13 protein-coding genes are annotated in these 13,938 nt (G+C 57.7%); 7 read left to right on the top strand and 6 right to left on the bottom strand.

Annotated elements, in window-relative coordinates; genetic code table 11:
* Nucleotides 1–136: 136 nt before the first annotated feature.
* The 3 genes from Q0915_RS30820 to Q0915_RS30810 form a co-directional block, all read right to left on the bottom strand.
* A complete protein-coding gene (locus Q0915_RS30820) occupies nt 137–1,462 on the bottom strand; it encodes a TRAP transporter large permease subunit (RefSeq protein ID WP_299484174.1) in 1,326 nt (441 codons plus the stop codon).
* Nucleotides 1,462–1,968: a TRAP transporter small permease subunit gene (locus Q0915_RS30815; protein ID WP_299484173.1), complete on the bottom strand. Its 507-nt coding sequence runs from the start codon at nt 1,966–1,968 to the stop codon at nt 1,462–1,464. The genes Q0915_RS30820 and Q0915_RS30815 overlap by 1 nt, the downstream gene beginning before the upstream one ends.
* A 74-nt stretch (nt 1,969–2,042) precedes the next feature.
* Complete coding sequence (locus Q0915_RS30810; RefSeq protein ID WP_299484172.1) at nt 2,043–3,125, bottom strand: TRAP transporter substrate-binding protein; 1,083 nt, start codon at nt 3,123–3,125, stop codon at nt 2,043–2,045.
* Between the two features lie 211 nt (nt 3,126–3,336).
* On the opposite strand from Q0915_RS30810, the gene Q0915_RS30805 reads away from it, so the two are divergent.
* Entirely contained in the window at nt 3,337–4,218 is an 882-nt protein-coding gene (locus Q0915_RS30805) for a polysaccharide deacetylase family protein (RefSeq protein ID WP_299484171.1), read from the top strand.
* Nucleotides 4,219–4,292: 74 nt separating this feature from the next.
* Here the strand turns inward: Q0915_RS30805 and Q0915_RS30800 are convergent, their stop codons facing one another.
* Entirely contained in the window at nt 4,293–5,675 is a 1,383-nt protein-coding gene (locus Q0915_RS30800; protein ID WP_299484170.1) for an FGGY-family carbohydrate kinase, read from the bottom strand.
* Nucleotides 5,676–5,958: 283 nt separating this feature from the next.
* Between Q0915_RS30800 and Q0915_RS30795 the strand changes: the two genes are divergently transcribed.
* From Q0915_RS30795 to Q0915_RS30785, 3 genes are read left to right on the top strand one after another with little or no spacing between them, the layout of a single operon-like run.
* Nucleotides 5,959–6,678, top strand: a complete 720-nt coding sequence (locus Q0915_RS30795) for a GntR family transcriptional regulator (protein WP_299484169.1) — start codon at nt 5,959–5,961, stop codon at nt 6,676–6,678.
* The gene (locus Q0915_RS30790; protein ID WP_299484168.1) at nt 6,675–7,646 is read left to right on the top strand and encodes a TIM barrel protein; all 972 of its coding nucleotides are present in this window, start codon (nt 6,675–6,677) and stop codon (nt 7,644–7,646) included. Before Q0915_RS30795 ends, Q0915_RS30790 begins: the two co-directional genes overlap by 4 nt.
* Nucleotides 7,643–8,491, top strand: a complete 849-nt coding sequence (locus Q0915_RS30785) for a PfkB family carbohydrate kinase (protein WP_299484167.1) — start codon at nt 7,643–7,645, stop codon at nt 8,489–8,491. Before Q0915_RS30790 ends, Q0915_RS30785 begins: the two co-directional genes overlap by 4 nt.
* 57 nt (nt 8,492–8,548) lie before the next feature.
* Here the strand turns inward: Q0915_RS30785 and Q0915_RS30780 are convergent, their stop codons facing one another.
* Nucleotides 8,549–9,571, bottom strand: a complete 1,023-nt coding sequence (locus Q0915_RS30780; RefSeq protein ID WP_299484166.1) for an aldo/keto reductase — start codon at nt 9,569–9,571, stop codon at nt 8,549–8,551.
* A gap of 90 nt (nt 9,572–9,661) precedes the next feature.
* On the opposite strand from Q0915_RS30780, the gene Q0915_RS30775 reads away from it, so the two are divergent.
* The 3 genes from Q0915_RS30775 to Q0915_RS30765 are packed head-to-tail and all read left to right on the top strand — an operon-like array spanning nt 9,662 to nt 13,016.
* Nucleotides 9,662–10,465, top strand: coding sequence for a BtpA/SgcQ family protein (locus tag Q0915_RS30775; protein ID WP_299484165.1), 804 nt, complete (start codon nt 9,662–9,664; stop codon nt 10,463–10,465).
* Complete coding sequence (locus Q0915_RS30770) at nt 10,462–11,532, top strand: M42 family metallopeptidase (protein WP_299484164.1); 1,071 nt, start codon at nt 10,462–10,464, stop codon at nt 11,530–11,532. Before Q0915_RS30775 ends, Q0915_RS30770 begins: the two co-directional genes overlap by 4 nt.
* Nucleotides 11,529–13,016, top strand: coding sequence for an FGGY-family carbohydrate kinase (locus Q0915_RS30765; RefSeq protein WP_299484163.1), 1,488 nt, complete (start codon nt 11,529–11,531; stop codon nt 13,014–13,016). The genes Q0915_RS30770 and Q0915_RS30765 overlap by 4 nt, the downstream gene beginning before the upstream one ends.
* A 4-nt stretch (nt 13,017–13,020) precedes the next feature.
* Here Q0915_RS30765 and Q0915_RS30760 read toward each other — a convergent pair whose 3' ends face one another.
* Nucleotides 13,021–13,938, bottom strand: a complete 918-nt coding sequence (locus Q0915_RS30760; RefSeq protein ID WP_299484162.1) for a carbohydrate ABC transporter permease — start codon at nt 13,936–13,938, stop codon at nt 13,021–13,023.

Genomic DNA, 13,938 nt, shown 5'->3' with positions numbered 1-13,938 from the left:
ATTGCCGGTTTTCATACCATCTTCAACACCCCATGCCGCCTCGCGCTGACGACATGGCGTAGCTGTCGCGGATGCCGCAGGAACAGGAAAAGCAAACAATGCAGCTTGCAACAGAGATTTGCGGCAAGATCCAGCGTTACCAGCCGATTGCCTGCGGCAGCCAGGTGGCGATTGAAGGAAAGCCAAACAAAAGCGCTAGGGCAACAGCCTGAATGGCTATGAAAGGAAGCACACCACGATAGATCATGGTCGTGGTGACACCCGGAGGCGCCGCGCCTTTCAGAAAGAAGAGAGCCCACCCGAAGGGCGGCGTCAGGAAGGACGTTTGCAGGTTCAGCGCGATCAGGGCCGCCAGCCAGATCATGTCCGTGCCTTGTTCCACGAAGAAAGGCAACAAGAGCGGCAGAGCGATATAGCTGATTTCGATCCATTCGAGGAAAAAGCCGAGAACGAACAGCAGAACCATCAGGAACAAAAGGGCTCCGATCTCTCCTCCCGGCAGGATGTAGAGCATGTCCTTGACGAGATCTTCGCCGTCCAGGCCCCGAAAGGCTATGGCAAAAACCTGTGCCGCGACAAGGATGAAAAAGATCATCGCCGAGATCCGCAGGGTGCCTTGCGCTGCATCCCAAATCATGGAAAGGCGCAGACGGCCGTAGAGAGCGGCGATCAGGATGGCGAAAACGGCCCCTACACTGGCAGCTTCGGTTGGCGCGGCAATCCCGCCAATGATTGATCCCAGAACACCGCCAACAAGAACCAGCGGTGGAGCAAGCGACTGCACTGCCTTGATGAAAAGCGGCCAACCGGTCAGGTCGGATCGCTCCTCAGCCGGCAGGGCCGGCATCAGGTCGGGGCGCAATTTTCCGTAGATCAGAATGAAAGCGACGTAGAGACCCGCCAGCATCAGTCCGGGCATCATTGCGGCGGCGAACAGGGTGCCCACGCTTTCTCCCATGATGTCGGCCAGCAAAATGAGCACCAGCGATGGCGGAATGATCTGGCCAAGTGTGCCCGACGCGCAAATGGCACCTGATGCAAGGCCGCCATCGTAACCGCGCCTGAGCAACACCGGCAGTGTCAACATGGTGAGCGTCGCAACGGTTGCGCCGACGATGCCGGTGGAAGCCCCCATCAGCACACCGACGATGATGAGCGCGATCGCCATCCCGCCGTTAAGGCGGCCCGAGAGACGGCCAACAACTTCCAGCATGTCTTCGGCAACGCGCGATTTTTCGAGCATCACGCCCATGAAGACAAACAGCGGGATGGCAATGAATTCGTATTTGGTCACGACCCCGTAAATCCGGGATGGGGTCAGGTTGAACAGAAAGTCGCCGAACCCCATCCAGCCGAAGACAAAACCTGCCACCGCGATTCCGATGCCGACCGGGATACCTGCCAGAAGCAGGAGCATGAAGCCGAGGATAAGGCCGATTGCCAATAGTTCCATCATGGGCATCAGGCACCACTCCTCAATGCAGCGGCATGACGGACGGCATTCGCAAGGCATTGGAGTGCAAGCAGTGCAAACGCAAACGGAATGAAGCCCTTGAGCAGCCACCGGCCTGGCAAGCCACCCGGATCAGGCGACCCTTCCAGAAGCGAGAATGAGCTGTCGACGAAGCCCAATGAGTATTTGATGAAGAGCAGGGAGATCGCAGCACCGAGCAGCATGGACACCAGATCGATCCAGCGACGGGCTCGCGAACCGAGCTTGTCGTAAACCATGTCGACGCGGACGTGGCCGTTCTCAAGCATCAGCACGATAATGCCGAGAAGCGCGATCGGCACCAGGAGATGCCATTCCAGTTCCTGCATCCAGACGGAAGCGTTGCCGAACACATATCGCCCGGCCACGTTAAAAAACACCAGGCCAACCATGAACAGCAACAAAGCGGATGCGATACGCGAGATAATGCGCGTCATGCCGTCGATGAGATCGGCAAACTTGAGGACGAATGTCATCGGGATACTTGTCTTGAGAGGAGGAGGATCCAGCCGCGCACCGCGGCTGGATCAGATTGCTTGCTCAAAGGTGCTTAAGACGCCGTGCGCAATTCAGAGTGCCAGACCTTCTCTGAACCATCGGCCCAGACATCGTGCTCCGCCTTGAAGGCGAAGTAGTTGTCCATGACCTTTTTGAAGAGCGGATCGGCTGCGCCCATCTCTTCGTAAACGGCATCCATTTCGACGCGGAGCGATTCAACGACCTCGGTCGGGAGCGTACGCAGTTCCGTTCCGGATGCGGCGAACTCCTTGAGGGCTGCAGCATTGTTGGCTTCGCCCCAGCTGTGCGAGATCACGTTACAGGCCGCGGCTGCATTGGTGACAATCGCCTGCAATTCCCCATCAAGCGTGTCCCAGGCCGCTTTGTTGATCGTAAGTTCGGTAACAGTGGTCGGCTCGTGCCAGCCGGTCGTGTAGTAGTATTTTGCAGCCTTGTTCAGGCCCAGGATCTTGTCCTGCGCCGGGCCAACCCACTCGGCAGCGTCGATCACACCGCGTTCCAAGGCCGGGAAGATCTCACCGCCGGGCAGAACTTTCACGTCGACACCAATGCGTGAGTAGGCCTTGCCGGCGAGACCCGGAATGCGCAAACGCAAACCCTTCATGTCGTCAATCGAGTTGATTTCCTTGTTGAACCAACCGGTCATCTGTACCCCGGTCGCGCCGATCGGCATCGCCACCAGACCCAGGGGTTCATAGACCTCATTCCAGAGCTTGATGCCGTCACCGATATAGAACCAGGCGTTCTTGCCCTGTGTGGACATTCCGAAGGGAACGGCACCGAAGAACTGGGCGGCTGGCACCTTGCCGGCTCCGAAATAGCTGACCCAGCCATTCATCTGCACGATGCCCTGGCGTACGGCGTCGAACCCTTCAAAGGCCGGCACCAGTTCACCGCCGTTATATACCTGGATATCGAGCCGGCCGCCGGACATGGCGCGGACGCGATCGGCAAAGTCGGAAAGCGAGCCCGGGCCCGTCGAATAGAACGGCTGTCCTGCGGGAAAGGCCGTCGTCATCTTCCATTCAATTGTACTGGCCCGCGCGACGGCGGGAGCAGCAAGCGTGGCTGCACTGGCGACACCGGCTGTCGTGAGAAACGAACGTCTATCCATGATCTGTCTCCTGATCGTATACAATCACTGGCTTTTTTGAGAATTTTCTGAATTTTTGCACTGGCAAAGAAATAAATTGTATGCAATCCAAATCAATAGCCGATTTGCCTATTTTTTGATGCCGAGCCTTTTTTGCTAATTCTTTATGCAAAAAACTCGCTGAATGATCGGGCTATAGGCAGAGCAATGCGCGAGCAAAGGGACCAACAGGATGAAGATCGTTCGTCACGGTCGTTATGAGTTCAGCCAGATACACGATCGGCCTGACTACGCTTGGCCTGACGGGAAACGCCTTGCGGTGTATCTCGGCATGAATCTGGAAGTGTTTTCCTTCGGCGAGGGGTTGGGCGCTGAACTTGCCCCCGGCGGGCCTCAACCCGACATACTCAACTATGCCTGGCGGGACTATGGCAACAGGGTCGGGGCACCCAGGATGCTCCGCCTGTTTGACAGGCTTCAACTGCCATGTACGGCCCTTGTCAACTCAGAGGTCTACACCGAGGCACCGGGTCTGGCCGAAGCGTTCGCCGCACGAGGAGACGAAATTGCAGGCCATGGAAGGACAAATTCCGAGCGACAGGGAACACTGACTGAAGACGGCGAACGGGCGCTCATAGAACAGGCAACCAGTGTCTTGACCGCACACGGCGGGCAAATACCGAAAGGCTGGCTCGGGCCCTGGATATCACAAAGCCATGTCACGCCGGACCTTCTGCAGGAGGCCGGATACCAGTATCTTCTGGACTGGTGCCACGACGACCAGCCGACCTGGATGACCACGCGCTCCGGGCGCATTTTGTCAATTCCTTACCCGCAGGAACTGAACGACATACCCCAGATCGTGGGACGCAAACGCGAAGGGTATGAGTTTGCGGACATGATCGTCGATGCATTCGACGTACTGTTGGAGGAGGCAAGAACCCGGCCGCTCGTCATGGGAATAGCACTCCACGGTTATCTGATGGGCCATCCACACAGGATCAAACACCTTGAGCGCGCACTTCGTCATATGCAGGCCAATTCAGGCGACCTTGTTTGGTGGACCACTGCCGGCGCAATCAATGATCATATTCGCAGCACGGTGGATCTTTAGGTCATTGTCGTCGGGGCAAATCAATCGGCGCTTGAGACCTTCAATCAGTGGTCAAAGACAAGACAAATCTCACATCATGCCTGTCTCATGGCAACCTGGTGACACCAGCTCCGCGCATAGGCTTGATACGATGGATCTGCGTTGCAATCGGCGGGCTTGTCTGGCGGTTCTACGGGATTTTTCAATGTATTCGAAACCAGCAACGCGGCCCCAAGGCCTGTACCGGTTGTTGACACTTTCGAGCCTGCGGCAACACGTGCAGTCGCGACCTCAAGCATCTTCATGAAAAGATTGTTCCTTGCAAACGGACCCTCGACGATCGTGGGCCCTTCAGCGCCGATGAGGTCCAGGCACTGTCGCGTTACCAGCGCAAGGTAAAATGAAGCAGCTGCAAAGCGTTCCCCGTCAGACAGCGTGCTTTCGTCCACGCTCCAGCCTGCCCTGGCGCCCTGAAACGGCCCCGATAGTGGGTCGACCGCCGGGTAAAGCTGGATCTGCTCGGCCAGGACACGGGACACATCCTTCTCGGAAGCTTGACGCACGCCGTCCCCCATCACCAGGTCGAACTCTCTTCCCCCCATGAATCGCGCCGAAGGAACCGGGTCACCGAATGCGTTCACATTCAGCAACGTGTCGCGCTCCGGAGACAGGTCCTTCTTTTGCCCGCCGACGGCAAACGAAATCACCCATGTCCCTGTCGATACGACTGAAAACGCCCCTTTCAGCGCGAGAAGATAGGGATAGAGCGATGCATTTGAGTCGTGAATGCCGCTGGCAACCGGAATACCCGCCCGCAGACCCGTGAGAGCGGCAATTTCCGAGTTCAAACCATGTGTGCATTTGGCCGCAATTCGGGCAGGCGCCATCTTGTTCGCGATACCCAACCGATGGACCAGAGATGAGAAGCAGCGCTGCCGCGGATTCCACAGGTCGGTATGCGCACCGAGTGAGGTCATTTCCGTGTGCCGCATACCCGTCAGCTTGAAGGACCAGTATTGGGGATAGGTGACGACGCTGGCGATACGACCCATCAGGCCAGTGTCCCGATGAAGTTGCCAGTAGATCTGGGCACCTGCATTGAGACCCAGTGCAAGACGGGGCGATCCCGTTTCCTGAAAGTCCGGACGAATGGCCTCGTAGTCTGATGACAATTCATCAGGTCCGGCGAATTCATAGTCCAGCATTGGCGCAGCCAGATTTCCCTCACGGTCCAGTAGCGCGATACTGGCGCCGTGCGTCGCTATCGAGATGGCATCGATGCCGTAATTCCCATTGTGCTTTGCAAGAGCATCAACGACGAAGCTCCAGAGCCTTTCAAGATCGAAGTGCGGATAAGGTGGGCCCGCGAGGACGACATTCGGCTGCGTCGCGATGTCAATTTCAACGCCTTCGACAGCGTCCACCACGCCAACTTTGGCGTTTGTCTTGCCAATGTCTATGACCGCGACGTGTCTCACTCACGCATCCTATCCGATCAAATCCTCTTCACGCTTCGATCCGGATCGAATTGAACGATGCGCTGCTTCGAAATCTGTCACACTCCCCTTTTCATCTCAACGCCTGCTTCGCCCGCCTTGGCGGATGCGCGGCGTTGGAAGTCGACTGCATTGCACCCATGAAACGATCGACACCTTTCCGGCTTGGGTCGGTTCAAACTCAAAAGGAAGCGCCGGTCTGCCGACAAACACTCTTGTCCGGATTTCGAGCGAAAGGTAACATGTTAGTATACTGATGAGCGAAATGACGGCCACAGATATGGAGACCTCCGGCACGGCTCGGCTGACACCTTTGTCAGAGTATGAAGGCAGTCTTTCATCTCGCGTTTATATGAGCCTGAAAGACGCGATCCTCACCCTGGCTTACGAACCCGGAGAAGTTCTGCGGAAAGTTGAAGTTTGCGACCAGCTGGGCATCTCCCGGAGCCCTGTTTCCGAAGCTGTGGCCAGGCTGGCCGCCGAGGGGCTGCTGAGGGTCATGCCGCAGTCGGGAACATATGTGGCTCAATTGTCAATGGACGAGGTCCGCGAGGGGGCGTTTATCAGAGAGGCCTTCGAGCTGGCCGCCGTCGAGTATGTCGCCGAGATCATAACTGACGACCAGATCACGCTTTTGCGGCGAAACCTGAAGGTACAGCAAGGACTTGTGGAGGATCAGAACATTCAGGGATTTTACAAGTCCGACACGGCGTTGCACAATCTGATTATGGGATTTACACGCTTCAAACGCCTGGCATCCATAGCCGAGACCAGTTGGTTGCATGTCAACCGCGCCCGCCAGCTTGTCTTGCCGAATCCCAGACGGGTTTCAGACACGCTTGATGAGCACACCGCCATCGTCGACGCTCTTGCCGCTCGTGATCCACGCGCAGCCAGAAGCGCAACGGAGTTTCACCTGAGCCAGCTAATCCGCCACCTGGAGGCGGTAGAACGCGATCGCCCGGAGTTGTTTTCCCGATCATGATACGTCCCAACCGCCCCCGCTATGCAGCGCGCCTCAATGCCTTCAAGCAACTCTCGCCCGGATCCGATGTCATCGATTGGATCACGTCCGCAGGACAGGTGGAGGGGCTTGGCGCAGCCGACCTGAATTATCCGGATCATTTTTCAAAACACGGCGAAGAAGCCGTCAAAGGCGCGTTGGACAAGGCGGAACTGGAGCTGAATGGCATCGCCATGCGCTACTATTCCGAGCCTGCATTCAAGCTTGGAGCCTTCACCAATCCTGACCGATCGGTTCGCCAAACTGCCATTGATATTACGAAAAGGGGCTTGGATGCGTGTGCCCGAATGGGAGGTAGGGTCGTCACGCTCTGGATGGGGCAGGACGGGTTCGACTATGCCTTCCAGGTGGACTATGCCGCAGCCTGGGATCATACGATCAAGGCGATCCGGGAGGTATGCGCCCACAACCCCGGCCTTGATATCGCGATAGAGTACAAGCCGAACGAACCACGGGCGTTTTCCCTCATGCCGGACATCGGTACGACGTTGCTGGCCTGTAAAGAAGTGAATGCCGCCAATCTAGGCGTGACGCTCGATTTCGCGCATGTCCTTTATGCCGACGAAATGCCTGCCTGTTCGGCCGCCTTGATCGCGCGCCATTCACGAATGATTGGACTGCACCTGAACGACGGTTACGGCAAACGCGATGATGGCCTGATGGTCGGTTCCGTTCACGCCATTCAGACTGTCGAACTCCTGATTGCAATGCTGCGGGCCAACCGGACGGATGTGATCTACTTCGACACTTTTCCCGACATGGGCGGCATGAACCCGATCGAGGAAGCGCGCACGAATGTTCTCATGACCGATCGCCTTCTGGAGGTCGCCTATCGCTTGTCGGACAACGCTGAGCTCAGCGATGCGATCGGCCGGCAGGACGCTGCGATTTCCCAGCGGATCGTTGCCCGAGAGCTCTACGGATTATGACGATACTGGTCGTAGGGGCTCTGCATTGGGATGTCGTGGTGCGCGCACCCAGACTGCCGCATATCGATGAAACGCTTCGTGGCTCATCGGTCGCCTATCAGTTCGGTGGGAAAGGTGGAAACCAGGCCATCGCGGCGGCTCGTGCAGGTGCAGATGTCGCATTCGCGGGGCGGATCGGATCGGATCAGGCCGGCGCCGAAATGAAACGCAGATTGACAGAGGCCGGGATCGACGTGTCTGGCCTTCAGGCCGGGCCCGATGCGTCCGGAATGAGCGCCGCCATTGTCGACGAAGACGGCAACTATGGCGCTGTGATCGTATCTGCGGAGAATCACAAATTCGACGCCGATCTGATGAGCCTCCCGGGCGGATGCCAAATGGTACTCTTGCAGAACGAGATGACGCACGCCGTGTTGCGCCAGGTCAAACAAAAGGCAGTTGATGCGGGTGTGCCAATCGTATTCAACGCGGCCCCCGCGCCGGGCCTGACCGGAGAAGATCTGCAATCCGTCGACGTTCTGATCGTCAATCGCCTGGAGGCTTCGGACCTTCTGGGACATGACCCTTTGGACACAGATTGGGCCGGCAGCGTTCGCAGGCTTCAGACCCTGGTTCCAGGATCGGCCATTATCGTGACACTCGGTGGCGACGGCGTGTGTTCCGCACGCAGCGGCCAGGCACCGCGACATCAGCCTGCGAAGAAAGCGGTGGTCCGTTCAACACATGGCGCCGGAGACGTTTTTGTCGGTGCCTTTGCAGCGGCATACGCAGACGACGCTCCCTTCGAAACGGCTATCGAAAAAGCGCAAACTGCGGCTGCGGAACACGTTTCCGGAAACCGTTAGAAGCAGGCATCCGTTCCTCCGGCCTCCAGGCTTTCAATCACGAAGCGATGCCCGAAATCATGGAGCGTCTTCCCGCACTAAACCTGCATGTTTCAAGTCGGCCCAAAGTGCCTCTGGGATCTCGGCGCTTTCCGCTTCGAGATTGCTTTTCATTTCACTGACACCCTGTCCGCCCGGGATAACCGAAATCACCGACGGGTGACGGAGTGGAAACTGAAATGCGGCATCCACCATGCGAACGCCGTGGCGGTCACAGATGCCTTGGATCCCGCGAACCCTTTCAAGCACGCCCTCGGGAGCCGGGTCGTAGTTGTAAAAAGCGCCCGGTTTGGGACCCGTTGCCAGGATGCCTGAGTTATAGGGACCGCCGATGACGACGCCAATGTTGCGCGTCTCACAAAGCGGCAGGAAGCTGGCCAAGGCATCCTGCTCAAGCAACGTATATCTCCCCGCAAGAAGAAAGATGTCGAAATCGCCCCGTTCTGCCATCCACTGGCAGGGTTGCCATTCGTTCACACCGGCACCGAACGCCTTGATGACACCCTGATCTCTTAAGGAAAGCAAAGCTCTGTAACCGCCGTTCATGAACTCGTCCAATTTGGCGTCGAGCGCTTTTTGCGTGCCGTGATTGAACAAATCGAGATCGTGGGCGAACAGAATATCGATCCGATCGACGCCCAGCCGTTCAAGACTGAATTCGATTGAACGCAAGGCGCCGTCGTAAGTGTAGTCATAGACCTCGCGCCTCGAAGGCACGTCAAACCACTTCCCGAACCCGTCCCTTTCATCGGGTGCCGTCACCTTGAGAATCCGACCGATCTTGGTCGAGAGGACATAGCTGTCGCGGTCCTTGCCACGCAAAAGCGGGTTGAGCCGGGTCTCCGAAAGGCCTAGCCCGTAGAGTGGCGCGGTGTCGAAATAACGCACGCCGGCATCCCAACAGGACGAGAGAATTTCCTGGGCATCCTGGTCCGAAATCGCGCGATAAAGGTTGCCCAGTGGTGCTGTTCCAAATCCAAGATCCGTCACGGTAACGCCTCCGTTCCCGATCCGGTCCCAATGTCGTGTCCGTAGCGCCATGGAGAGCCTCCTATCCACTGACATGCTAGTATTAAATAGTGTGGACTGCACCTTCATTTTTCGGCAGCATGCAGGTGCGGAGGAAACGATATGGCTAAATTCGAAGCTGTTTTTGGAACACCCAAACCCGTCATCGCCATGGTTCATCTGGGTGCACTGCCGGGGACACCGCTTTATAATGCGGACCGTGGTGTCGCCGGCCTCTTGAGGGACGCCGAAGCCGACCTCCTCGCCCTTCAGGCAGCTGGCGTCGACGCGGTTATGTTCGGGAACGAAAATGACCGCCCTTACGAATTTGCCGTTGACCCTGCGAGCACGACAACGATGGCCTATGTCATCGGCCGTCTGCGGGAGCAGATCACCGTCCCCTTCGGGGTCAATGTTCTTTGGGATCCGAAGAGCACCGTCGCGCTGGCGACCGCTTGCGGCGCTGCGTTCTGCCGTGAGATTTTCACCGGCACCTATGCCAGCGACATGGGACATTGGGCACCGGATGCCGGAGAGGCCCTCCGCTATCGCAAGCGCCTGGATAGAGAAGATCTCTTGATGCTCTACAATGTATCTGCGGAATTTGCCGACAGTCTCGATCGTCGGCCGCTTGCTGACCGGGCACGCTCTGCGGTGTTTTCCTCGATCCCGGACGCTGTTCTTGTGTCTGGCCAAATCACCGGAGAGGCTGCCCGCATGGAAGATCTCGAGGCCGTAAAGTCTGTTCTGCCCGATACGCCCGTCCTCGCGAATACCGGCGTAAAGCATAAGACCGTTGCCGAAGTTCTTCGCATCGCCGATGGCTGCGTTGTCGGCTCCAGCCTGAAAGTCGACGGCAATACCTGGAACCCGGTAGATCCTGAACGCGCAAGGCAATTCATGGATCTGGCGAGGGCTGCCCGATGATTGCCGAAGACCTTCAGGCCCTCGCTCTGATCCCTGGCCTCTCAGGTCATGAAGAACGCGTCGCCCACGAGATTGCCGCCAGAATGCCCGTGCCGTGCCGGACAGACCGTCTTGGCAACCTGATCGCGACTTTCCCGGGGACGGGCCCCTCGGTGATGCTTTTCACCCATATGGATCAATTGGGTTTCGTGGTCAGAAAGATTGAGGACAACGGTTTGATCAGGGTCCATCGGGTGGGCGGTGTGCCGGAGCGCGCCCTGCTTTCGCAAGCGGTCTTGATGAGCGCCAAAAACGGCAATGACATTCCCGGTGTCATCGCAAACAAAAGCCACCACGCCACCCAACCCGATGAAAAATATACGGTTCCGAAGGCATCGGAGCTCTTCATTGATGCCGGCTACACGAGCAAAGCTGCAGCCGAAGCGGACGGGATCGTGATTGGGACGCCGGTTACTTACGCTCCGAATTACATACAGCTTGCCGAGGGACGTGTTGCCGGGACCGCGATCGACGACAGGGCCGGATGCGCAGTGCTCCTGGACGTCGCCAGGTCACTTGCCAATCGGCCGGACGGCCCGACGGTCCACGTTGTCTTTTCCACCCAGGAGGAATTCAATTTACGCGGTGCCGTCGTCGCTGCACAAAGCCTGAAGCCCGAAATTGCCATTCAGATCGATCTCATGCTCGCGTGTGACACGCCGGATATGTCTGAATTGGGCGACATGCGCCTTGGCGGCGGACCGGGCATCAGTCTTTACAGCTTCCACGGCCGCGGAACACTGAACGGGGTTTTGCCGCATCCTGCGCTTGTCACCTTGTTTGAAAATGCGGCCACGGGTCTTGGGATGGACCTCCAAAGGTCAGCGCAGGTAGGCGTATTGACGGATCTCAGCTACGTGCAGCTGGTGGGCGAAGGCGTGGCATCAATCGATGTCGGGTTTCCAATGCGGTACAGCCATTCGTCGCTGGAAGTATGCCAGATCAGCGATCTGGAAGACCTTGCCAGACTCCTGCGCGCCGCACTGGAAGGTATTACGCCTGAAACCCAGCTGGACCGTCGCGCATGACCTACACGCTCGGGGTCGATATCGGCACCTATGAAACCAAAGGCGTTCTGGTCGACGAAGGCGGAGCGGTTGTCGTCACCGCGCGCAAGGCTCACGAGATGACGGTGCCTCAGCCGGGGTGGGCGGAGCATCGGCCCGAAGAGGACTGGTGGGGAGACTTCGTCGCCGTCACCAAAGATCTCATCCGGCAATCCGGCATCGCCGGCAATCAGATAAAATGCGTTGCATGCTCAGCAATCGGCCCGTGCATGTTGCCGGTCGACAAGGACGGCGCTCCGCTTATGAATGGCGTGCTCTACGGGGTCGACACCAGAGCGATGAGAGAAGTCGAAGACCTCACCGCCCGGATCGGAAACGATGTTCTTCTGGAGCGCTGCGGAAATTCTCTCACATCCCAGTCGGTCGGGCCAAAGATCCTCTGGCTGAAAAACAACCGCCCGCCGATTTATGAAGCCACGCACAAGATCCTGACCTCAACCAGCTTTATCGTTCACCGGCTGACCGGTGAATATGTGATCGACCACTATACCGCTGCAAATTTTTCGCCGCTTTATGACGTGACCACGCAAGACTGGTGTTTCGATCTCGCCCCCGAAATCCTGCAGCCGGACCTGTTACCGCGATTGCTGTGGTCGTCCGAGATCGCCGGCCACGTGACATCGAGAGCTGCAGCGGAAACAGGTCTTGCGGAAGGGACACCCGTTACATCGGGAACGATAGACGCAGCTGCGGAAGCGCTCAGCGTCGGCGTACGCTCAACCGGAGACATGATGATGATGTACGGATCGACCATTTTCATCATCACACTGACCGAAGATCGCGTCCGCGATGGCCGTCTCTGGTATGCGCCCTGGCTTTTTCCCAGACAGCACGCATCCATGGCGGGACTGGCAACGTCCGGCACGCTGACACACTGGTTCCGCGCGCAATTTGCCCGCGAATTGCCGCAAGAAACCGCGTTTGCAGTTCTCGCGCAAGAAGCTGAGGCCGTATCTCCCGGCGCGGACGGTCTGCTCTTTCTTCCCTATTTTTCAGGCGAACGGACGCCCTTGCACGATCCGCATGCGAAGGGAGCCTTTTTCGGCCTGAACCTGACCCATACGCGTGGGCACATGTACAGGGCTCTCCTTGAGGGAATCACATTTGGTACGGCCCATGTTGTCGAGACGTATCGGGACGCCGGTGTCGAACCGGCGCGCATCCTCGCGGTCGGCGGCGGCACAAAAAACGCCGTTTGGCTGCAGGGAACTTCGGATGCGTCCGGACTAAGCCAGATCGTCTGCCAAAAAACGGTTGGTGCGAGCTACGGTGACGCGTTTCTGGCCCGGCTGGCAATCGGCGAGGTAGAGATTGACGACATTGCCATGTGGAATTCTGCCGTGCAGATGGTCCATCCAAACGACGTTCCGAGCTACCGCAAGGCCTACCCGCTCTTCCGTCGGCTCTATGAGCAAACCAGGGATATTGCGGCCGAGCTCGGCTAGCAGCTTATTTCACTGCACCGGCTGCCATGCCCTTGATGATAAACCGCTCAAGCGCAATCCCGATGATGATTAGCGGAAGGATGGCGGCGAAACTGAGTGCTGCCATCGACCACCAGCTTATGCCCTGCGATCCGGTCTGGCTCGCGACCATCACCGGCAAGGTTGTCGCGTGGCTCGACGTCAGCAAGGCCGCAAAGAAATACTCATTCCAGGTCAGCACCAACGACAGAATGAACGACGCGACCATGCCGGGTGCCGCGATTGGCAGAATGATTGTCAGGAACGCGCCCCAGATCGACAGACCGTCGACGAGCGCGGCCTCCTCAAGCTCCGTTGGAATAGAGCCGAACTGATCGCGCATGATCCAGATCACGATTGGCAGGACCGTGAGCGTATAGAGCAGGATGAGGCCAATGCGCGTATCCAGCATCGCAAGCGATTTGTAGAGAACCAAGAACGGAAGAGCGAGAACAACCGGCGGCAGAATGAGCTGGCTCAGGAAGAAAAACGAAATGTCCGGATTCCGCATGAAGCCGAAACGGTAGTTGAAGCGTGACAGGCCATACGCGGTCATGCTGCCCAGCATGACCGCGAGCATGGAAGCGGAGACCGCGACGACGGTCGAGTTCCAGAACCTTTTAAGAAATTCCTCACGCACGGTGCTCTCGTTCGCAATTGTGTCGGGCGACAATCCGAGCGAGCGCCACCCGAGCCACTTCGGGATGTAATCCCACCAGGGCACCATGTTCCCCTTCATGACGTCGGGAGCCATCTTGAAGCTTGTCGTGATCGTCCAGTAGATCGGGAAGATCGAAATGAACGCCCAGACGATCAGGATCCCGTAGATCAGAATTCTTCCCGATATGCGTTTGGCCTTGAATGACCGGTCAGCCTCTGTGTCGTGGAAAATCTGGGTCGTCAT

It is taken from the genome of uncultured Roseibium sp., assembly GCF_947494555.1.
Taxonomy (GTDB): domain Bacteria; phylum Pseudomonadota; class Alphaproteobacteria; order Rhizobiales; family Stappiaceae; genus Roseibium.
This window is presented reverse-complemented; position numbering and strand designations above follow the sequence as displayed.